This is a genomic window from Streptomyces sp. WMMC940, from assembly GCF_027460265.1.
GTDB lineage: Bacteria > Actinomycetota > Actinomycetes > Streptomycetales > Streptomycetaceae > Streptomyces.
Window position 1 is genome coordinate 884,360 of sequence record NZ_JAPZBC010000001.1, and the last position, 20,288, is coordinate 904,647.

General features: G+C 72.1%; 17 protein-coding genes. 9 read left to right on the forward strand and 8 right to left on the reverse strand.

The features are described from left to right. Nucleotides 1–127: 127 nt before the first annotated feature. The 5 genes from O7595_RS04020 to O7595_RS04040 all read right to left on the reverse strand — a co-directional run bounded on the left by O7595_RS04020 (nucleotide 128) and on the right by O7595_RS04040 (nucleotide 7,519). Nucleotides 128–802: a hypothetical protein gene (locus O7595_RS04020; RefSeq protein ID WP_269727336.1), complete on the reverse strand. Its 675-nt coding sequence runs from the start codon at nucleotides 800–802 to the stop codon at nucleotides 128–130. Nucleotides 803–1,603: 801 nt separating this feature from the next. After that, entirely contained in the window at nucleotides 1,604–3,802 is a 2,199-nt protein-coding gene (locus O7595_RS04025) for a 3-hydroxyacyl-CoA dehydrogenase NAD-binding domain-containing protein (RefSeq protein ID WP_269727337.1), read from the reverse strand. A gap of 43 nt (nucleotides 3,803–3,845) precedes the next feature. Further along, nucleotides 3,846–5,060: an acetyl-CoA C-acetyltransferase gene (locus tag O7595_RS04030; RefSeq protein ID WP_269727338.1), complete on the reverse strand. Its 1,215-nt coding sequence runs from the start codon at nucleotides 5,058–5,060 to the stop codon at nucleotides 3,846–3,848. A gap of 132 nt (nucleotides 5,061–5,192) precedes the next feature. Beyond that, nucleotides 5,193–6,335: an acyl-CoA dehydrogenase family protein gene (locus O7595_RS04035; protein WP_269727339.1), complete on the reverse strand. Its 1,143-nt coding sequence runs from the start codon at nucleotides 6,333–6,335 to the stop codon at nucleotides 5,193–5,195. After that, nucleotides 6,332–7,519 carry a CaiB/BaiF CoA transferase family protein gene (locus O7595_RS04040; protein WP_269727340.1) on the reverse strand — a complete coding sequence of 396 codons (1,188 nt, stop codon included), beginning with the start codon at nucleotides 7,517–7,519 and terminating at the stop codon, nucleotides 6,332–6,334. The genes O7595_RS04035 and O7595_RS04040 overlap by 4 nt, the downstream gene beginning before the upstream one ends. Before the next feature lie 148 nt (nucleotides 7,520–7,667). Here O7595_RS04040 and O7595_RS04045 point away from each other — a divergent pair, with 148 nt between their 5' ends. Continuing rightward, on the forward strand, nucleotides 7,668–8,192 hold the full coding sequence (locus tag O7595_RS04045; RefSeq protein ID WP_269727341.1) for a hypothetical protein: 525 nt from the start codon (nucleotides 7,668–7,670) through the stop codon (nucleotides 8,190–8,192). 162 nt (nucleotides 8,193–8,354) lie between these two features. Here the strand turns inward: O7595_RS04045 and O7595_RS04050 are convergent, their stop codons facing one another. Next, entirely contained in the window at nucleotides 8,355–8,738 is a 384-nt protein-coding gene (locus O7595_RS04050) for an MmcQ/YjbR family DNA-binding protein (protein WP_269732357.1), read from the reverse strand. Between the two features lie 95 nt (nucleotides 8,739–8,833). Here O7595_RS04050 and O7595_RS04055 point away from each other — a divergent pair, with 95 nt between their 5' ends. Together O7595_RS04055 and O7595_RS04060 are read left to right on the forward strand one after the other, a co-directional pair. Further along, nucleotides 8,834–10,024, forward strand: a complete 1,191-nt coding sequence (locus O7595_RS04055) for a saccharopine dehydrogenase family protein (protein WP_269727342.1) — start codon at nucleotides 8,834–8,836, stop codon at nucleotides 10,022–10,024. 260 nt (nucleotides 10,025–10,284) lie between these two features. Then, nucleotides 10,285–11,112: an alpha/beta fold hydrolase gene (locus O7595_RS04060; protein WP_269727343.1), complete on the forward strand. Its 828-nt coding sequence runs from the start codon at nucleotides 10,285–10,287 to the stop codon at nucleotides 11,110–11,112. A gap of 166 nt (nucleotides 11,113–11,278) precedes the next feature. Here the strand turns inward: O7595_RS04060 and O7595_RS04065 are convergent, their stop codons facing one another. Further along, nucleotides 11,279–11,962, reverse strand: a complete 684-nt coding sequence (locus O7595_RS04065) for an endonuclease V (RefSeq protein WP_269727344.1) — start codon at nucleotides 11,960–11,962, stop codon at nucleotides 11,279–11,281. A gap of 39 nt (nucleotides 11,963–12,001) precedes the next feature. Here O7595_RS04065 and O7595_RS04070 point away from each other — a divergent pair, with 39 nt between their 5' ends. After that, complete coding sequence (locus tag O7595_RS04070) at nucleotides 12,002–12,301, forward strand: YciI family protein (RefSeq protein WP_269727345.1); 300 nt, start codon at nucleotides 12,002–12,004, stop codon at nucleotides 12,299–12,301. Between the two features lie 82 nt (nucleotides 12,302–12,383). Here O7595_RS04070 and O7595_RS04075 read toward each other — a convergent pair whose 3' ends face one another. Then, nucleotides 12,384–13,481, reverse strand: a complete 1,098-nt coding sequence (locus O7595_RS04075; RefSeq protein ID WP_269727346.1) for a WD40/YVTN/BNR-like repeat-containing protein — start codon at nucleotides 13,479–13,481, stop codon at nucleotides 12,384–12,386. A gap of 386 nt (nucleotides 13,482–13,867) precedes the next feature. On the opposite strand from O7595_RS04075, the gene rox reads away from it, so the two are divergent. The 5 genes from rox (at nucleotide 13,868) to O7595_RS04100 (ending at nucleotide 20,247) form a co-directional block, all read left to right on the forward strand. Beyond that, complete coding sequence (gene rox / locus O7595_RS04080) at nucleotides 13,868–15,298, forward strand: rifampin monooxygenase (RefSeq protein ID WP_269727347.1); 1,431 nt, start codon at nucleotides 13,868–13,870, stop codon at nucleotides 15,296–15,298. Nucleotides 15,299–15,524: 226 nt separating this feature from the next. Next, nucleotides 15,525–15,941, forward strand: a complete 417-nt coding sequence (locus tag O7595_RS04085; protein ID WP_269727348.1) for an SsgA family sporulation/cell division regulator — start codon at nucleotides 15,525–15,527, stop codon at nucleotides 15,939–15,941. 273 nt (nucleotides 15,942–16,214) lie between these two features. Then, complete coding sequence (locus tag O7595_RS04090) at nucleotides 16,215–17,855, forward strand: ABC-F family ATP-binding cassette domain-containing protein (protein WP_269727349.1); 1,641 nt, start codon at nucleotides 16,215–16,217, stop codon at nucleotides 17,853–17,855. Between the two features lie 457 nt (nucleotides 17,856–18,312). Beyond that, entirely contained in the window at nucleotides 18,313–19,089 is a 777-nt protein-coding gene (gene ddaH, locus O7595_RS04095; protein ID WP_269727350.1) for a dimethylargininase, read from the forward strand. 183 nt (nucleotides 19,090–19,272) lie between these two features. Continuing rightward, entirely contained in the window at nucleotides 19,273–20,247 is a 975-nt protein-coding gene (locus O7595_RS04100) for an acyl-ACP desaturase (RefSeq protein WP_269727351.1), read from the forward strand. Nucleotides 20,248–20,288 lie beyond the last annotated feature (41 nt).

Below are 20,288 nucleotides of genomic sequence, written 5' to 3' on the forward strand. Positions count from 1 at the left end.
CCGCCCGCCGCCAGGGCCCGCCCTTGGGGCCGGCGGCCATGAGACCCGCCGAGGTGCCACACCGGCGCCTCGGCGGAGCCGATCCGGGGGACCTGCCGCAGTGGTCCTCGTCGTGACGCGCCGCCGCTCATCCGGGCGACGGGGTGCCGACTACCTTCCTCGTCGCGTCCGCCAGTTCTTCGCTCTGGGGCCGCACGGCCTCGGTGAGTTCTCGACGCACCTCCGGCGGTGTGTCGGGATTCTCGATCTTCGCCAGGGTCCGGGCCAGCGGCTGCACGGCCCTGGTGAGCTCCTCGCGTTGCTCCGGTGACGTCTTGGGGTCCTCGATCAGCCGCAGCGTGACGGTCAACTGCAGGACACTCGTCGTGTACGCCGCCCGCTGCCCCGGCGGCGTCTTCTCGATGATCCGCAACGAACTGGTCAACGGCCGCACCACACTCAGCAGCGCCGCACGCTCCTTCGGCGACGTCTTGGGGTCCTCGATCAGCCGCAGCGTGACGGTCAACTGCCGGGCACACGCCGTGTACGCCGCCCGCTGCCCCGGCGGCGTCTTCTCGATGATCCGCAACGAACTGGTCAACGGCCGCACCACACTCAGCAGCGCCGCACGCTCCTTCGGCGACGTCTTGGGGTCCTCGATCAGCCGCAGCGTGACGGTCAGCTGCTGCACGCTCTTGGCGAGCACGGCCCGATCATGCACCGGCGTCTTCGGGTCTTCGAGCATCCGCAGCGTCGACGGCAGCTGGTCCACGGTCTCCCCCAGCTCCGGAGGAACGTCCTGCCGCTTCGTCAGCTCAGCCACGTCATCCTTGAGTTGCGGTGTCAGCCGCTGCAGTTCTTCCTTCTGTTCCGCCGGACCCTCGGTATCCTGCGTGGGCTCCTGCGGCGGGGGCGGCGACTGGTCCTGCGGCGGACGAGGAGACTGGTCCTGTGGCTGGGGTGTCTGCTGGTCCGGCGGGGGCTCGGGAGGCGGAGGTGGGGGCTCCGGAGGCGGAGGAGGAGGCTCGGGAGGCGGAGGAGGAGGCTCCGGAGGCGGAGGAGGAGGCTCCGGAGGCGGAGGAGGAGGCTCGGGAGGCGGAGGAGGAGGCTCCGGCTGAGCCCGCGCCTCGGCCGGCCCCTGGGAAAGGGCCGGGGACGCCGTCGCAGCGCCGGTCACGCCCGCCGGTACGGCGAGCACCGTTGCCAGACAGGTGGCGCCGACGAAGCGGCAGATGCGTCGGCGGGCGGTTTCGGCCATCACGGCTCCAAGTGCGCTTCGACTGCGCGGAGCTGCCTGCCCCCTCAGGTGCCGGAGATGGTACCGGCAGCACCGGAGCTCCCGGCTCAACGGTACGCAGGCGGCATACGTGCCAGTCTTCGCCGAGCATCCGCGTTCCGCAACTCCGCGCACCACGTGCGGTCCCGATCCCGGTGGTGCGACGCCCGCGCACCCGCGCATGGTCCTTGGCCGATGCCTCGTGCCGAAGCCCCCGCGCGAGCGCGCGACCGGCCGCCGCGTCACCGGCGGCACCCGTCCGCCCACGCGCCCCGGTCCGGCCGCGACCCACCCGCCCGCACGACCCGGCCGGACCGGGAGCCGGTCCGGCCGGGGCCGCGGCGGATGTCAGTCGTCGGTGAAGACCTCGCCCCGAGCGGCCTTCTCCACCAGCAGCGCGGGCGGTTCGAAGCGCTCGCCGTACGCCTCCGCCAGCTCGCGCGCCCGGGCGACGAAGCCGGGCAGGCCGTTGCCCACCCCGTCACGGCCCTCGTAGCCGTTGATGTACTGCAGGACGCCGCCCGTCCACGCGGGGAAGCCGATGCCCATGATGGACCCGATGTTGGCGTCGGCCACCGACGTCAGCACGCCCTCCTCCAGGCACCGGACGGTGTCCAGCGCCTCGGAGAAGAGCATGCGCTCCTGCATGTCCTCGAACGGGACGTGCGCACCGGGCTCGGCGAAGTGCTCGCGCAGTCCCGGCCACAGCCCGGCACGCTTGCCGTCGACGTAGTCGTAGAAGCCCGCGCCGCCGCTGCGGCCGGTGCGCCCGAAGTCGTCGACCAGCCGATCGATGACCGCGTCCGCCGGGTGCGGGGTCCATGTGCCGCCCGACTCCTCCACGGCCCGCCGCGCCTCGTCCCGGATCCTGCGCGGGAGGGTGAGCGTGAGCTCGTCCATCAGCGAGAGGACCTTCGCCGGGTACCCGGCCTGGGCCGCGGCCTGCTCGACCGACGCGGGCTCAACGCCCTCGCCGACCATCGCCACGCCCTCGTTGATGAACTGTCCGATCACGCGCGAGGTGAAGAACCCGCGGGAGTCGTTCACGACGATCGGGGTCTTGTTGATCTGGCGGACCAGGTCGAAGGCGCGCGCCAGCGCCTCGTCACCGGTGCGCTCGCCCTTGATGATCTCCACCAGCGGCATCTTGTCCACGGGCGAGAAGAAGTGCAGCCCGATGAAGTCGAGGGGACGCTCGACTCCCTCGGCGAGCAGCGTGATCGGCAGGGTCGAGGTGTTGGAGCACAGCAGCGCATCCGGCTCGACGACGTGCTGGATCTCCTGGAACACCTTGTGCTTGAGCGCAGGATCCTCGAAGACGGCCTCGATGACGGCGTCGCAGCCCGCGAGGTCGGCCGGGTCGGCCGTCGGCGTGATCCGGGCGAGCAGTTCGGCGCGCTTGGCCTCAGTCGTACGGCCCCGGCTCAGCGCCTTGTCCAGCAGCTTCTCGGAGTACGCCTTCCCCCGCTCGGCGGCGTCGGCGTCGACGTCCTTGAGGACCACCTCGATACCGGCCCGGGCGCAGGAGTACGCGATGCCCGCGCCCATCATCCCGGCACCGAGGACGGCGACCTTGCGGACCTTGCGCCGTTCGATGCCCTTGGGGCGGTTCGCGCCGGAGTTGACCGCCTGGAGGTCGAAGAAGAACGCCTGGATCATGTTCTTGGCGGTCTGGCCGGTGAGCAGCTCGGTGAAGTACCGCGCCTCGATGACCTGGGCGGTCTCGAAGTCCACCTGCGAGCCCTCGACCGCGGCCGCGAGGATGTTGCGCGGCGCCGGGAACGGCGCGCCGTTCAGCTGCTTCTTGAGGTTGGCGGGGAAGGCGGGCAGGTTCGCGGCGAACTTCGGGTTCGACGGAGTGCCGCCGGGGATCCGGTAGCCCTTGACGTCCCAGGGCTGCTGCGACTCGGGATGCGCCTCGATGAAGGCGCGCGCCTTGGCCAGCATCTCCTCGGGCGTGGCGGCCACCTCGTGGACGAGGCCGTTCTCGAGCGCGCGCCGCGGGGAGTACTGGGTGCCCTGCAGGAGGACCTTCAGCAGGGCGTCGGCGATGCCCATGAGGCGCACGGTGCGGGTGACGCCGCCGCCGGCGGGCAGCAGTCCGAGCGTGACCTCCGGCAGGCCGATCTTGGAGCCGGGTGCGTCGAGGGCGATGCGGTGGTGGCAGGCGAGGGCGATCTCGTAACCGCCGCCGAGCGCGGCGCCGTTGATGGCGGCGACGACGGGCTTGCCCAGGGTCTCGATGCGGCGCAGCGCGCGCTTGATGCCCATGCCCATGTCGAACGCCTGCTGGGCGTGTTCGGGGCCGACCTTGATCATGTCCTTGAGGTCGCCGCCCGCGAAGAAGGTCTTCTTGGCGGAGGTGAGGACGATGCCGCGGATGGAGTCCTTCTCGGCCTCGGCGCGATCGGCGATCGCGGCGATCGAGGCGCGGAAGGCCTGGTTCATGGTGTTGGCGGACTGGTCCGGGTCGTCCAGGACGAGGGTGACGATCCCGGTCTCGTCCTGCTCCCAGCGGATGGTGGTGCTCGTCGGCGTTGCGGTCATTGCTGCTTCTCCGTACGGGGGAAGGGGCGGGAGGGACGAGGGGTCAGATGCGTTCGACGATCGTGGCGATGCCCATGCCGCCGCCGACGCAGAGGGTGGCGAGGCCGTACCGCTTGTCCTGGCGCTCCAGTTCGTCGATGAGGCTGCCGAGGATCATCGCGCCGGTGGCGCCGAGCGGGTGGCCCAGCGCGATGGCTCCGCCGTTGACGTTGACCTTGTCGAGGGAGAGCCCCATGTCCTTCACGAAACGCAGGACGACGGCGGCGAAGGCCTCGTTGATCTCGACGAGGTCGATGTCGTCGATCGTCAGCCCGGCCTTGACGAGTGCCTTGCGGGTGGCGGGCGCGGGGCCGGTGAGCATGATGGTGGGCTCGGACCCGGAGACCGCGGCGGAGACGATCCGGGCACGGGGCCGGAGGCCGTAACGCTCGCCGACCTCCCTGGAGCCGACGGCCACCAGCGAGGCCCCGTCGACGATGCCGGAGGAGTTGCCCGCGTGGTGGACGTGGTCGATCTCCTCCACCCAGTGGTACGTCTGGAGCGCGACGGCGTCGAAGCCGCCCATGTCCCCGATTCCCGCGAACGAGGGCTTGAGTGCGGCCAGGGAGTCCGCGGTGGTGCCGGGACGCATGTGCTCGTCGTGGTCGAGGACGACGAGGCCGTTGCGGTCCTTCACCGGGACGACGGAGCGGTCGAAGCGGCCGTCCTTCCAGGCCGCTGCCGCACGCTCCTGGGACAGGGCCGCGTACTCGTCCACGTCGCGCCGGGAGAAGCCCTCGATGGTGGCGATCAGATCGGCGCCGATGCCCTGCGGCACGAAGTGGGTGTCGAAGTTGGTCATCGGGTCGGCGAACCAGGCACCGCCGTCGGAGGCCATCGGGACACGTGACATCGACTCGACGCCGCCCGCGAGCACCAGGTCCTCCCAACCCGAGCGGACCTTCATCGCCGCCATGTTGACGGCCTCCAGACCCGAGGCGCAGAAGCGGTTCTCCTGGACACCGGCGACGGTGTCGGGCAGTCCGGCAGCGATGGCGGAGATCCTGGCGATGTCCGAGCCCTGGTCGCCGACCGGGCCCACGACACCGAGCACGACGTCGTCGATCGCGGCGGGGTCGAGCCCCGGGAAGCGGGAGCGGATCTCGTGGATCAGGCCGACGACGAGGTCGATCGGCTTGGTGCCGTGCAGGGCGCCGTTGGCCTTGCCGCGGCCGCGCGGGGTGCGGATCGCGTCGTACACATACGCTTCGGTACTCACAACAGAGCCTTTCGCATCACGGGTGGGGGTGAGGGGTGAGGCAGCGGGAGGTTCGGGGTCGGAGGGCGTGCGCCGGGCGGGTGCCGTTCCGCGGCTCCGGCCGAAAGGGCGGCCGGTCGGGAGAGCGGCCGGTCAGGAGAGCAGTGCGCGGCCGACGATCTCCTTCATGATCTCGGTGGTGCCACCGTAGATCGTCTGGATCCGGCCGTCCGTGAAGGCCCTGGCGACCCGGTACTCGGTCATGTAGCCGTAGCCGCCGTGCAGCTGCAGACAGCGGTCGGCGACCCGCTTCTGCAGCTCCGTCGCCCACCATTTGGCCATCGACGCGTGCACCGCGTCGAGCTGCCCGTCGGAGTGGTCGGCGATGCAGCGGTCGAGGAACGCCCGGGTGACGGCGCACTCGGTGGCCATCTCGGCTATCTCGAAGCGGATGTGCTGGAGCTTCGCCAGCGGACGGCCGAACGCCTCGCGCTCCTTCACGTACCGCGTCGTGATCTCCAGCAGGTACTCGGCCGCCGCGATGCCGGCGACCGCGATGTTCAGCCGCTCCTGGGCCAGGTTGGTCATCAGGTGGGCGAAAGCGCCGTTGAGCTGCCCGAGGAGGTTCTCCTTCGGGACCCGCACGTCGTTGAAGAACAGCTCCGCCGTGTCCTGCGCCTTCTGGCCGATCTTGTCGAGGTTGCGGCCGCGTTCGAAGCCCTCCGTACCCCGCTCGACGACCAGCAGCGACAGCCCCTTGGCACCCCCCTCGGGCGTGGTCCTGGCGACGACGACCACCAGGTCGGCGAGGATGCCGTTGGAGATGAACGTCTTGGACCCGTTGAGCAGCCAGTGGTCGCCGCGGTCCTCGGCGGCGGTGCGGATGCCCTGGAGGTCGGAGCCCGCACCCGGCTCGGTCATCGCGATGGCCGTGATGATCTCGCCGCTGCAGAATCCGGGCAGCCAGCGCCGCTTCTGCTCCTCGGTCGCGAGGGAGGTGAGGTACGGGCCGATGATGTCGTTGTGCAGCCCTATCGCGAGGCCCGGGGCGCCGGCCCGGGTGAACTCCTCGGCCAGGACGGCGCTGTAGCGGAAGTCGGTGTTCCCTCCGCCGCCGTACTCCTCGGGCACGGCCAGTCCCAGCAGACCCTGCCGGCCGGCCGCCAGCCAGGCGTCGCGCGAGACGATGCCGTCCTTCTCCCACTGGTCGTAGTGGGGCAGCACCTCCTTGCCGATGAAGGTGCGCACGGTCTCGCGGAACGCGTCGTGCTCGGCGTCGAAGATCTGTCGTTTCATGCCTGAAGCCCCTTAGAGCCGGCTGCGGTCGGGTCGGGTCGGGTCACGTCGGCGCCCAGGATGCCGGGAACGCCCCAGTCACGGGCGATCTCCTCGGTGTCGGCGCCGGGCTGCGCGGGCGGGCGGCGGACGGCGCCCGGAGTGACGGAGAAACGGGGGGCCGGGGCCGGCTGGATGATCCCGCCGTCGTCCGTGAAGGTGCCGCGCGCCACCAGGTGCGGGTGTCCGGGAGCCTCGCGCAGCGAGAGCACCGGCGCCACGCAGGCGTCCGAGCCCTCGAAGACCGCGGTCCACTCGTCCCGCGTCCTCGTGCGGAAGCGCTCGGCGACGGCGGCGCGCAGTTCCCCCCAGCGGGCGAAGTCCTTGCGGGCGGGCGCCTCGCCCTCGATGCCCAGCAGTCCGATGAACTCGTCGTAGAACTGCTGCTCGAGCGCACCGACCGCCATGTACCGGCCGTCGGCGGTCTCGTAGTTCCCGTAGAAGGGGCAGCCGCCGTCGAGGAGGTTCGCGCCCCGGCGGTCCTGCCAGCCGCCCGCGGCCATCATCCCGTGGATCATCGTGGCGAGGTGCGCGGCACCGTCGACGATCGCCGCGTCCACGACCTGGCCGGTGCCGCCGGGGGTGCGGGCGTGCCGCAGTGCGGCCAGGACGCCGATGACGAGGTACAGCGAGCCGCCCGCGTAGTCGCCGACGAGGTTCGCGGGGACCGCCGGCGCCTCGTCCGCCTTCCCGATCATGCCGAGGGTGCCGGTGATCGCGATGTAGGCGATGTCGTGGCCGGCGCGCTGGGCGAGCGGTCCCTCCTGGCCCCAGCCGGTCATCCGGCCGTAGACCAGCTCGGGGTTGCGGGCGTGGCACTCCTCGGGCCCGACCCCGAGCCGCTCGGCCACCCCGGGGCGGTAGCCCTCGATGAGCACGTCCGCGCGCTCCACGAGGTCGAGGACCCGCTCGGCGCCTCCGTCGGCCTTGAGGTCGATGAGTACGGACCTCTTGTTCCGGTTGGTGAGGTCGTGGGCGGGGTCGATCGCGAGCCCCGAGCCGCCGGGCCGGTCGACGCGCACGACATCGGCGCCCAGGTCGGCGAGCAGCATGGCGGCGAACGGGCCGGGCCCGATGCCGGCCAGTTCGACCACGCGCACACCGGCCAGCGGACCGCCCGGCGGGCCGTTCCCTGTCGCTGCCATGAAGCCCCCAGCACTATGACACAACTGATGTAACATCAGTGATGTTAAGAACGCGTTCCACTCCGCACAAGCCCCTGAGGCGAGCAAGCGCTTGGTTGTCCTCCGTCGGCGATAGGGTCCGTCGTCGGATCCAGGAAACGGAGACTCCATGCGTATACCCCGCCCCGTCCGCGCCGCAGCGCTCGTCGCACTTCCGGCGGCACTCCTGGTCGCGTGCTCCTCCGCCGACGGTGTGCCGGAGACCGGGGAGAACCCCACGGCCGGTGCCGGGGCGGCCGCGGCCACCGAGCAGGCAACACGGCAGCCCTCCGTGACGGCGGCACCCGAGAACGCCACAGCCCCGTCGGCCGGGGCCACACCGCCGCCCGAGAAGGTCCGAGACGCCTTCGCCGGTCTTCAGGCCACGCTCGACGACGGCTGCACGACGGAGGGGCAGTGCGCCTACTTCCTCGGCCGCGTCCACGACGAACTGGAACGGCTCGACGGGGCCATGAAGGCCGACCCCAAGGGCCCCGGCCACTTCCCGGAGCCGATCGCATGGATCGCCGGTCTCCGCACGGCGATCGGCGACGACCACTCGTACGCGAACCTCAAGGCCCACCAGGGCGAGCTGGTGGGGACCCGCGACCGGATCAACACCTGGATGCAGGACCACCCGGACGACTACCGCTGACAGGGCACCCGCCGGGCCGCAGGGACCGATCCGTGGCCGGGCAGCGGCCACGGATCGGGTCCGGGGGGCGGGTTCCCGGACCTCACGTGAGGTGGCGCGGGCGGTGGGCCCCGTTCACCGGCGACGCCCCGTGCCGGCGGGGCGACGCCCGTGCCACCTGCGTCAGCGCGCGTCGAGCTCGGCGACCAGCCTCTTCGTGGCGATGCTGCGGTAGCTCTCCTCGACCCAGTCGCACAGCACCTCCGCCGACGGCGCGCCCTTCCCGGCCAGCGGGATCCGCACCCAGCCCGCCTTCCCGAGGCCGTACCCCGACGGCTCGGCGCCGGGACAGGAGAGCGCGTGCGCGCGCAACGCCTCCTTCTCCAGCTTCACCCCGACTCCGAGGGGATGGCTGCCGTCGGCGACGCCCATGGAGACGAAGATCTTCTTGTTCACCTTGACGACCGTGTCCCCCCAGGGGAACTCCTCCCCCGCCCCCGGCAGCCCCAGGGCAAAGGACCGCACCTTCTCCCATTTCGCCAGGGCAGTTCTCGGCGGTGCCGCCATCCCGTCCTCCCGGTGGAGCGCGTCGTCCCGTCCCACGCTAGCCTCAGCCGGCGACGAACGGCGCGGGACAGGACCCACAGCGGGGTGGAGGGCCAGTGAACAGGCAGAGCGGGCCGGAGCGGCCGTACGACATCGTGCTCTTCGGCGCGACCGGATTCGTCGGCACCCTCACCGCGGAGTACCTGGCCGCACACGCGCCCGAGGGCTGCCGCTGGGCCGCGGCCGGTCGCAGCGAGGCGCGGCTGGAGCAGCTGCGGGAGCGGCTCACCGCGATCAACCCGGCCTGCGCCGGACTGCCCCTCGTCGTCGCGGACGCCGACGACCCGGACTCGCTGCGCGCGCTCGCCGAGTCCACGCGCGTAGTGGCGACGACGGTCGGCCCGTACGTCTGGTACGGCGAGCCGCTGGTGGCCGCCTGCGCGGACGCCGGGACGGACTACGCCGACCTCACCGGCGAGCCGGAGTTCGTCGACTCCGTCTACATTCGGCACGACGCCCGGGCCCGTGAGACGGGTGCCCGGCTGGTGCACGCCTGCGGCTTCGACTCGGTGCCGCACGATCTGGGCGTCCACTTCACGGTTCAGCAGCTGCCGCAGGACGTGCCGCTGCGCGTCGACGGCTTCGTCCGCGCCGGCGGGATCTTCTCCGGCGGGACGCTCGCCTCCGCGCTCACGGCGATGGGCCGGCAGCGACAGGCCTCGCGCGCGGCCCGGGAGCGCAGGCTCCACGAGCCGCGGCTCATGGGCCGCCGCGCCACGGCTCCGCTCGGGGCGCCCCGCTTCAGCAGGGAGACCGGGGCCTGGGCGCTCCCGCTGCCGACGCTCGACCCCAGGATCGTGGCGCGCTCCGCCGCGGGCCTGAGGCGGTACGGTCCCGACTTCCGGTACCGGCACTACGCCTCGGTCAGGACGCTCCCGATGGCCCTCGGCGGCCCCGTCGCGCTCGGCGCCCTCGCCGCGCTCGCCCAGGTCGGGCCCGTCCGCGAGTGGCTGATGCACCGTTACGAGCCCGGCCGCGGACCCAGCGCCGAACGGCGCGAGCGCAGCTGGTTCCAGGTCCGTTTCGTCGGCGAGGGCGGCGGCCGCCGGGTCTTCACGGAGGTCTCGGGCGGGGACCCCGGCTACGGCGAGACGGCGAAGATGCTCGCAGAGTCGGCGCTCAGCCTGGCCCTGGACGAACTCCCCGCCACCGCGGGTCAGGTCACCACGGCCGTCGCGATGGGCGACGCCCTGCTGGCACGGCTGCGGGCCGCGGGCATCGTCTTCCGGGTCGCGGACGCGCGCTGAGCACGGCTTCGTACGCGTTTCGGCCGGCGCGCTGAGCACGGCTTCGTACGCGTTTCGGCCGGCGCGCTGATCGGCGGCCTCTCGGGTAGCGTTGTGGAACGACGTGTTCTTCCCGGTCGCCCTCCGCTGCTGACCTCTCCGTCGCCTTCCCCGTGCGTCCGCTTCCGGTCCCGCGGTGTGACACGTGTCCGGCCGGACGTCCGGAACTCCACTCGATCCCGCGGTTCGGGACGAGTGACGAGCTTCGAAAGGAACGCACCATGCCCTTCGCCACCGCCAAGGACGGCACAGAGATCTACTTCAAGGACTGGGGATCGGGGCAGCCCGTCGTCTTCTCCCACGGCTGGCCGCTGATCGCCGACGCCTGGGACCCCCAGCTGAAGCTCATGGTGGACAACGGGTTCCGCGGCGTCGCCCACGACCGGCGCGGCGGCGGGCGCTCCGGCCAGCCCTGGGACGGCAACGAACTCGACACGTACGCCGACGACCTGGCAGCGGTCATCGAGGCCCTCGACCTCAGGGACGTCGTCCTGGTGGGGCACTCGACGGGCGGCGGCGAAGTCACGCGGTACATGGGACGGCACGGCACCGGCCGCGTAGCCAAGGCCGTGCTCCTCGGCGCGATACCCCCACTGATGCTCAAGACGGAAGCGAACCCCGAGGGCCTGCCGATCGAGGTCTTCGACGGGATCCGGGAAGGCGTCCTCACGGACCGCTCCCAGTACTACAAGGACCTCAGCGCGCCCTTCTACGGGGCCAACCGCGACGGATCGACCGTCAGCCACGGCACTCGCGACGAGTTCTGGCTGTGGTCGATGACGGTCGGCATCAAGGGCGCGTACGACTGCATCAAGGCGTTCTCCGAGACCGACCTCACCGAGGACCTCAAGAAGATCGACGTCCCGACCCTGATCGTGCACGGCGACGACGACCAGATCGTGCCGATCGTGGCTGCCGGGGACAAGTCCTCGCAGTTGGTCAAGGGCGCGGTCTACAAGATCTATCCGGGCGCTCCCCACGGCCTGTCCATGGTCCCCGAGTTCGCCGGGCAGTTCAACGCCGACCTCCTCGAATTCGCACGCGGCTGAGGCGGCGGCAACGGCCGGGGCCGAGACCGGAAACGCCAAGTTCCAGCGGCCGAGGCTGAACGGAAGCTCAGATACGCCTTGAGCAGCGCGATCCGAACGAGTGACATCACGACGATGACGAAGAGGAAGGCCAGTCACTGAAGGCGAGTCGGCCAGCCAGTACCCGTCAGCCGGCCGTCGCCTCGCGCAGCGCCCCGCGGCACAGGGCGTCGGCGCGGCGGGTGGACTCGGGGAGGCGGAAGTCCGGGGAGAGCGCGAGCGTATGGGCGCAGGCGTTGTCGAGCGAGACGCGGTGGCCGACCGAGACGAAGACCGGTTTGACCCCGCTCTGCGTGCGCAGCGCCCGCCCCACCACCTCGCCGTCGTCCGCCACCAGTGGCGAGGCGTCTCCGCGCCGCGCGCCCGGCGGGGCGTACGTGAACGTGAACGGGTTCTTGGCGACGCCGATCACCGGCAGGCCGGTCAGCACGCCGAGATGGCTGGCCAGTCCGAAGCGGCGGGGGTGGGCGAGGCCGTAGCCGTCGCAGACGACCAGCCCGGGACCGTGCTTCAGCGATTCCAGCGCGGCGAGCACCGCCGGGATCTCACGGAAGGCGAGCAGCCCGGGGACGTAGGGGAAGGCGACCCGGCCGGCCGCGGTGCTCTCCTCGACGACGCCGAGCGTGGCGGCGTCGAGGACGACGGCGGCCGCGACGACCACGTCGTGCTCGTCGTCATAGGCCACGTCGACCCCGGTGACGAGGCCGGTGCCCGGCGGCGGCCCGGGTTCGTCCAGGACGACGCGGGTCCTGAGCTCGTCCTGCACGGCTCGGGCCTCGGCCTCGTCGGTGGGTGTCCGGATGAGGGTCATGGTGCCTCCCAGCCTAGACGTGCGGCTAACCTGCCGATCATGTTCGTACTGGAATTGACCTACACGGCACCCCTCGAGCGCGTAGAGGAGCACCAGGACGCCCATGCGGCCTGGCTGGACGGCCTGTACGAGGAAGGCGTCCTGATCGCCTCCGGCCGCAAGAACCCGCGCGACGGCGGGGTGCTGCTCGCGTCGGGCGTCGACCGCGGGCGGGCCGAGCGGATCGCGGCGTCGGACCCCTACACCACCGCGGGGGTGTGCGAGTACCGGATCACGGAGTTCATCGCGACGAGGACGGCGCCCGCGCTGGAGCCCTACCGGGAGCGGCCCTCCGCGTGACGGCGGACGGGCCGGTACCGGGTGGCTCCCCGGTACCGGCCCGCGTTGCGTCGGCGCGGCAGGGCGGGCGACTGATGCGCGCTCACCACTCCAGCCGGGCCGCGCGTCCTTTCTCCCCCGCCGCCCAGCAGCCGAAGTCCGGTGTGCAGTCGACGGTGTCGTACGAGCCGGTGTCCACGGTGCGCCAGGTGCGGCCGGCGTCGGTGGTGAGGTCGGTGCCCGTGGGTCCGACGGCCAGGGCGGCCGTGCGGCTGTGCGGCAGCCAGGCCACTCCCGAGCGGTAGGCGGGCGGTGGGGTCTCGGACTGCCGCCAGGTGCGGCCGCCGTCCCGGGTCACGGCGCCCGACCGGGGGGACGCCTCGCCGGTGCGGTAGTCGCCGCCGACCGCGAGACCGTGCGCGCGGTCCCGGAAGGCGAGCGCGAAGACGCCTCGAGCGGGGTCTGCGGCGGGGATCGTGGACTCGGCCGCGGTCCAGTGCAGCCCGCGGTCCGCGGAGTGCAGCACGCGCGCGGTGGCGCCGCCGCCGGTCGCGAGCCAGACGTCCCTGGATCCGGAGCTCACCAGGCACTGGCCGCTCGCCGCGAAGCCCGCCTCGCCCGGCCGGGCGTCCGGCATCCCGGCGCTCGGCAGCACCTTCCACGACCTGCCGCCGTCGCGGGTGGAGAGGATGCGGAACCTGCCGTCGACGGGGTCGCTCATCGCGAGCCCGTGCCGGGGGTCGAAGAAGGTGATGCAGTCGTAGAACGCCTTCGGATCGGCGTTGCGGAACGACTCCTCCCAGGTCGCTCCCCCGTCCTCGGTCCGCAGCACGCGCGAAGCCTCGCCCTCGCCGATGGCCAGTACGACGGCCCTGCGGGCGTCGAAGGCCTCGACGTCGCGGAACTCCAGCTCGTCCGCCCCGGGCGGTGAGACGTTCCGCCAGCTCCGGCCGCCGTCCGTGGTGCGGAGCACGGTGCCCTTCGAACCCGCGAGCCAGGCCGTGGTGCGGCTGACCGCGGCGAGTCCGCGGAACCGGACGTCCGTCCCGGTCCGCTTGAGCTCCCAGTGCGGTGCCCGGCCCTCCGCGTGCCGTGCGTCCGCCTGCGCGGGCACCGACAGGGCCGCGCCCAGCAGGGCGGCCAGCGCCACCCCGCTCAGCCCCGCGGACACCGTTCGTCTCGACTTCCCCTTGGGTCTCATGGCGCGCGAACGTAGCCGACGCCCGGCACCCGGTCCAGAGCGCCTTCCGTCCGGCGTCCGTGCCGAGTTCACCGTCCCGGGCCCCAAGAGGGGTCCCCGACCGCCTTCTGGCCGACTCGATGGGCAGATCTCGTGTGTGACGGCGCCGCACGCCCGGGGGAACGGCCCGGAGGACAGGCCGCTCGGCCGCTTCCTCGCGAGGAGGCCGTCCGTCTGCGGGAGGTGGCAGGGAGAAGCCGCGGAGGCGGAGAACAAGAAAGGGCAAGGAGGTCACCGGCTCCTTGCCACTCTCAACGTATAGCGCACACCGGGGCTTGCGGCAAGGCCCGGGTCGTGCCGCAGAATCGTCGGCCGATGCCGGAACCTGGGGAAACGAGGCTTTTGCGATGGACGTCATCATTGCCGGTGCCGGACCTACCGGGCTGATGCTGGCCTGCGAACTGCGGCTGGCCGGGGTGCGAACGCTCGTCCTCGACAAGCTGGCCGAGCCGACCCGGGCGTCCCGCGGACGCGGGCTGCACGTGCGCAGCGTCGAGGTGATGGACCAACGCGGTCTGCTGGACCGGTTCCTCGCCGTCAGCGAGCGGTTCACGGTCGGCGGCCCCTTCGCCGGCGTGGCCGCGCCGTGGCCGGACCGGCTGGTCACCGCGCACCCCTACGGCCTCGCCACCCCGCAGACGGTCACCGAGCGTCTGCTGACCGAGCGGGCCCTCGAACTCGGTGCCGAGATCCGGCGCGGCTGCGAACTGGTCGGGCTGGGACAGGACGCGGACGGGGTGACCGTGGAGTCGGCCGACGGTACACGGCTGCGCTCGCGCTACCTCGTCGGCTGCGACGGCGGCCGGAGCGTGGTGCGCAAGCTGCTCGGCGTCGGGTTCCCCGGGGAGCCCGCCACGGTCGAGACGCTGCTGGGCGACATGGAGTTGACCGAGGACCGGGAGGTGGTGGCCGCCGCCGTCGAGGAAGTACGCAAGACCCACCTGCGGTTCGGAGCCATTCCCGACGTGGACGGGAACGAAGGCGTGTACCGCGTCATCGTGCCGGCCGACGGCGTGGCGGAGGACCGTACGGCCGGGCCCACCCTCGAGGAGTTCAGGAAGCAGCTGCGGGTGTTCGCGGGCACCGACTTCGGCGCCCACTCGCCGCGCTGGCTGTCGCGGTTCGGTGACGCCACCCGTCAGGCCGAGCGCTACCGGGTCGGCAGGGTGCTGCTGGCCGGCGACGCGGCACACATCCATCCGCCGACGGGCGGGCAGGGGCTCAACCTCGGCCTGCAGGACGCGTTCAACCTCGGCTGGAAGCTGGCCGCCGAGGTCAACGGCTGGGCGCCGGAAGGGTTGTTGGACAGCTACCACGCCGAGCGGCACCCGGTGGGCGCCGCCGTCCTGGACAACACCCGCGCGCAGATCGCACTGCTGGGCACCGATGTCGGTGCGACCGCGCTCAGGGGGCTGTTCTCGAGACTGATGGAGTTCGAGGAGGTGAACCGGTACGTGACCGAGATGATCACCGCGGTCGGGGTCCGCTACGACTTCGGCGAGGGCCATGGACTGCTCGGCCGGCGACTGCCGGACGTGGAGCTGGAGCAGGGGCGGCTCTACGAGCTGATGCACGGCGGGCGGGGGCTGCTGCTCGACCGGACCGGCCGGCTTTCGGTGGCGGGTTGGACGGACCGGGTCGACCACGTCGTCGACTCGGGCGGGGAACCGGACGCGCCCGCGGTGCTGCTGCGGCCGGACGGCCATGTGGCGTGGGCCGGGGAGGACCAGCAGGGTCTGCTCGGCCCGCTGAACCGGTGGTTCGGAGCCGCCGCCTGAGCGGGTTCCCGCCGCCGCGCGCCCGCGGCCGGTCACCATCGGGGATCCGCACGGAGCGTCCTGGCATCCGGTGCCGCACGGCCCGCGGGAATCCGCGGGCCGTGCGCGCTTGCGCGTGCGGTGACGCAACTCACGCTCCCCACCGATGCACGGATTCCGCCGTTCACTCGTCTTCCCCTGTGGCAGAAAAGTGCCATCCGGCAGCAGTGAAGTGAGGGAGCGGGCCTTGTCCAGCGTCATCGAGCAGGCCGTGCAGGTCCGTCTGGTCGCCTCCGCGCCACGTATGGAATCCGTGCCGGCGACCCTGCGCTACGACCCCCGCGACCCCTTCGCCGTGAGCATGTCGTTCCCCGCCCCGGCCACTCTGGAGGGCACCGACGTGTCCTGGGCGTTCTCCCGCGACCTGCTCGTGCACGGCATGGACGAGCCCGCCGGGCTGGGCGACGTGCGTGTGCGACCGTACGGCTACGACCGGACCGTCCTGGAGTTCCACGCCCCCGAGGGCACCGCGATGATGCACATCCGCACGTCCGAACTGCGCCGCTTCCTCAAGCGGGCTCAGGGGCTCGTCCCCGCCGGCCGGGAGCACCTCCACCTGGACCTCGACGCGGACCTGGCCGAGCTGATGCGCGACGCCCGTTGAGGGCGGCCGGGGGAGCACGGCCGCCCCGATCGTAAATCGCTTGCCCGCCGCACCCGCCCGGCGTAACTTCGCACTCGGCCCTGTTGTCGTCGATCGGAGAAGGACGTTGCTCGTCTGAGGTCCTGAGACACCGTGTCACGCGCGCTTTCCGCCCGCGTGCCCGTGTGCGACCTCGGCGTACGAGCCGTCCCGTCCCGGACCAGGGCCTTTGTGCCGTCCGACCGGTGTCTCACCCGTTGCCCCCCTTTCCTCTCACGCAACAGGGAGACCCGTATGTCCACCTCCCCCACCTATGTGAACTGCTCCTCACTGTCCTTCTCCTGGCCGGACGGCACTCCCGTGCTGGAGGACTTCCAGCTGGCCGTCGGTCCCGGCAGAACGGGGCTGATCGGCCTCAACGGCTCCGGCAAGTCCACACTGCTGCGGCTGATCGCCGGAGAGCTCACGCCCGGCGAGGGCCGGGTGCGGATCGCGGGCCGGGTCGGCCATCTCCCGCAGAACGTCGTGCTCGACACGGGGCTGCGGGTGGACGAGGGCCTCGGGATCGCCGCCACCCGCACCGCACTGCACGCGATCGAGGCGGGCGACGTACGGGAGGAGAACTTCACGGCGGTCGGCGACGACTGGGACGTGGAGGAGCGGGCCCGTGCCACGCTCGACCAGCTGGGGCTCGGGCACGTCGGCCTCGACCGGACCGTCGGCGAGATGTCGGGCGGCGAGTGCGTGCTGCTCAGGCTCGCGGCCCTGTTGCTGGCCCGCCCCGACGTGCTCCTGCTCGACGAACCGACCAACAACCTCGACGTGGTCGCCCGGGGCCGGCTGTACGAGGCCGTCGAGGCCTGGTCCGGAGTGATGATCGTGGTCAGCCACGACCGCGAACTGTTGGAGCGGGTCGACCAGATCGCCGACCTCCGGGACGGCGAGGTGACCTGGTACGGCGGGGCGTACTCGGCCTACGAGGCGACGCTGGCCGTCGAGCAGGAGGCCGCCGAGCGCATGGTCCGCGTCGCGGAGGCCGATGTGCGGCGGCAGAAACGCGAACTGGCCGAGGCCCAGGTCAAACTGACCCGCCGCAGACGCTACGGGCAGAAGATGTTCGAGCAGAAGCGCGAGCCGAAGATCGTGATGGGCGCGCGCAAACGTGCGGCGCAGGTCTCGGCGGGCAAGCACCGCGCCATGCACACGGAGCGGCTGACCGAGGCGAGGGAGCGACTGGCCGAGGCCGTGGACGCGGTGCGGGACGATGACGAGATCCGCGTCGAACTGCCGTACACCAAGGTCCCTCCGGGCCGCGGCGTCCTGCGGCTGTCCGAGGTGGAGCTCCGCTACGGGGCCCGTGTCGAGGGCGAGTTCGATCTGCGCGGACCGGAGCGGATCGCGCTCGTCGGGCGCAACGGGGCCGGCAAGACCACCCTGCTCCGCACGATCGCCGGGGAGTTGCGGCCGGTCGCGGGCGAGGTGACGGCGCAGGTGCCGCTGCGCTTCCTGCCCCAGCGGCTGGACGTGCTCGACGAGGGGCTGAGCGTCGTGCAGAACGTCGCCCGGTTCGCGCCCCAGGCGACGGACAACGCGATCCGGGCACGGCTCGCCCGCTTCCTGTTCCGGGGGGCACGGGCCGATCGCCCGGCCGGAACGCTCTCCGGCGGCGAGCGGTTCCGGGCCGCGCTGGCGGCGCTGCTGCTCGCGGAGCCCGCCCCGCAGCTGCTGATGCTGGACGAGCCGACCAACAACCTCGACATGGCGAGCGTCCGCGGACTCACCGAGGCCCTGGAGGCGTACGAGGGCGCGCTCATCGTGGCGAGCCACGACGTGACCTTCCTGGAGTCGCTGGGGATCACCCGCTGGCTCCTGCTCGACGGGGAGCTGCGGCCCACGACCGCCGAGGTGGTACGGGAGGAGTTGATGGGGACATGAAGGCGAAGGCATGACCTGGTGAGCGGGTGACGTCGGGGGCGGCGCTCGGGAGAACGCGGGGTGCGGCCCCGGCGAGAGGGCCCCGGGGCGGCCGGAGCGGGCCGCGGAGGTCCGCTCCCGGGCCGCGCCGTTCCGCCTGCCGGTGGGGGCTGCGGCCCCGTGCGTCCCGCGGCGCCTGCCGGCGGTCGGGACCGGCCATGGCGACGGGGCGGCCGGACGCCGGCCGCCAAGGCGCGGCACCGGCCCGGTACGCGACCGTGGCCGGACACGCCGCGCGGGCCGGACACGCCGCGCGGGCCGGACACGCCGCGCGGGCCGGACACGCCGCGCGGGCCGGACACGCCGCGCGGGCCGGACACGCCGCGCGGGCCGGGCACGCCGTGTGGGAGGGGACGGAATCGGGCAGGTGGGGCTCATGATGGCCCTGCCGCCCCCCGATTCGGTCCCTGGAGAGCCCGTGCCGAGCAGAAGAGCACTGATCCGACGCCCGAGCCCCCGCGTGGCGGACGGCCTGGTCACCCACGTCGAGCGCCGTACCGTCGACCCCCGGGCGGCGCTCTCCCAGTGGAAGGCGTACGGCGAGGCCCTGCGTACACACGGCTGGGAGACGGTCGAGGCCGAGCCCGCCGACGACTGCCCGGACGGGGTCTTCATCGAGGACACCGTGGTGATGTTCCGCAACGTCGCCCTCATCGCCCGCTCCGGGGCCGAGACCCGCCGCCCGGAGACGGCCGGGGTGGAGGAGGCGGTGGCGAGGCTCGGCTGCTCGGTGAACTGGGTGTGGGAACCGGGCACGCTCGACGGGGGCGATGTGCTCAAGATCGGCGACACCGTCTACGTGGGGCGCGGCGGCAGGACCAACGCGGCCGGGGTGCAGCAGCTCCGCGCGGCCTTCGAGCCGCTGGGGGCCCGCGTCGTCGCCGTGCCCGTGTCGCGCGTGCTGCATCTGAAGTCGGCGGTGACCGCCCTGCCCGACGGGACCGTGATCGGCTACGAGCCGCTGGTCGAGCAGCCGTCGCTGTTCCCGAGGTTCCTGCCCGTACCCGAGGAGGCGGGGGCCCATGTGGTGCTGCTCGGTGGCGCAAAACTGCTGATGGCGGCGAGCGCCCCCAAGACGGCGGAACTGTTCGCCGACCTCGGATATGAGCCGGTTCCGGTGGACATCAGCGAGTTCGAGAAGCTCGAGGGCTGCGTGACGTGTCTCTCCGTACGGCTCCGGGACCTGCATACATAACGGTGCGCAAGGGGACATCACGGCCGCGCGCTTGGCCGATGGCTTACTGCGCCTTTAACCTACGGTTTCGTAACCTACGAGGCCGTAGGTAAGACGCATGCCGAGATCCGGCCAGTGCCTTGCCGTCGGTGTCGTGCGTTCCGCTCGATGACGTCCCTCCCCCACCCGCCCCCAGGAGCCCCCGTGACGATCACCTCTCCCCACCTCGGCAGTTCGGAAGTGTGGACCGACGCCCGGCTGCTGTACGCGCTGGAGGAGGTTGTGGAGAAGGAGCTCAACCGCCACCTGAAGGTCGCCAAGGACTGGATGCCCCACGAGTACGTGCCGTGGTCGGACGGCCGGAACTTCCCCGGCGTCTTCGACGACGGCGAGGCCTGGGAGCCCGGCCAGTCCAAGGTCACGGACATCGGGAAGACCGCCCTGGTCGTCAACCTGCTGACCGAGGACAACCTGCCCAGCTACCACCATGAGATCGCGACGCTCTTCGGCCGCGACGGCGCGTGGGGCACCTGGGTGCACCGCTGGACCGCGGAGGAGGGCCGGCACGGCATCGTGATGCGCGACTACCTGCTGACCTCGCGCGCCGTCGACCCGGACAAGCTGGAGCAGTTCCGCATGGCGCACATGTCGGAGGGCTTCGAGTCCGACAACCGCCACTCCATGCTGCACTCGGTCGCGTACGTGGCCTTCCAGGAACTCGCCACCCGCATCTCGCACCGCAACACGGGCCACCAGTCGGGCGACCCCGTCTGCGACCGGATGCTGGCGCGCATCGCCACCGACGAGAACCTGCACATGGTCTTCTACCGCAACCTGCTCGGCGCGGCCTTCGAGATCGCACCGGACCTGACCATGCAGGCCGTGCGGGACGTCGTGGTGAACTTCCGCATGCCCGGGCACGGGATACCGGGATTCGAGCGCGCGGCGGCGCAGATGGCGATCGGTGAGATCTACAACCTGCGGATCCACCACGACGACGTGCTGCAGCCGGTGCTGCGCTTCCTGAAGGTGCTGGACATCGACGGACTCGGCCCCGAGGGCGTGAAGGCGCAGGAGGAACTGGGACTGTACATGGGCGGGCTGGACACCGAGGCCGCCAAGTTCGACGAGAAGCTCGCGGCCCGCAAGGCCCGGCTGGCGGTCCGCGCGAAGGGCTGAGCCGGGCGGCGCCGCGCGCCCCGGGCGGGGCGCCGGCGCCC

Bases quoted from the DNA above. Each gene is read 5' to 3' on its own strand.
- O7595_RS04075 (WP_269727346.1), bottom strand. From the start codon at position 13,481: ATGAGACCCAAGGGGAAGTCGAGACGAACGGTGTCCGCGGGGCTGAGC.
- O7595_RS04050 (WP_269732357.1), bottom strand. From the start codon at position 8,738: ATGGCGGCACCGCCGAGAACTGCCCTGGCGAAATGGGAGAAGGTGCGG.
- rox (WP_269727347.1), top strand. From the start codon at position 13,868: ATGGACGTCATCATTGCCGGTGCCGGACCTACCGGGCTGATGCTGGCC.
- O7595_RS04090 (WP_269727349.1), top strand. From the start codon at position 16,215: ATGTCCACCTCCCCCACCTATGTGAACTGCTCCTCACTGTCCTTCTCC.
- O7595_RS04025 (WP_269727337.1), bottom strand. From the start codon at position 3,802: ATGACCGCAACGCCGACGAGCACCACCATCCGCTGGGAGCAGGACGAG.
- O7595_RS04065 (WP_269727344.1), bottom strand. From the start codon at position 11,962: ATGACCCTCATCCGGACACCCACCGACGAGGCCGAGGCCCGAGCCGTG.
- O7595_RS04070 (WP_269727345.1), top strand. From the start codon at position 12,002: ATGTTCGTACTGGAATTGACCTACACGGCACCCCTCGAGCGCGTAGAG.
- O7595_RS04045 (WP_269727341.1), top strand. From the start codon at position 7,668: ATGCGTATACCCCGCCCCGTCCGCGCCGCAGCGCTCGTCGCACTTCCG.
- O7595_RS04035 (WP_269727339.1), bottom strand. From the start codon at position 6,335: ATGAAACGACAGATCTTCGACGCCGAGCACGACGCGTTCCGCGAGACC.
- O7595_RS04060 (WP_269727343.1), top strand. From the start codon at position 10,285: ATGCCCTTCGCCACCGCCAAGGACGGCACAGAGATCTACTTCAAGGAC.
- O7595_RS04040 (WP_269727340.1), bottom strand. From the start codon at position 7,519: ATGGCAGCGACAGGGAACGGCCCGCCGGGCGGTCCGCTGGCCGGTGTG.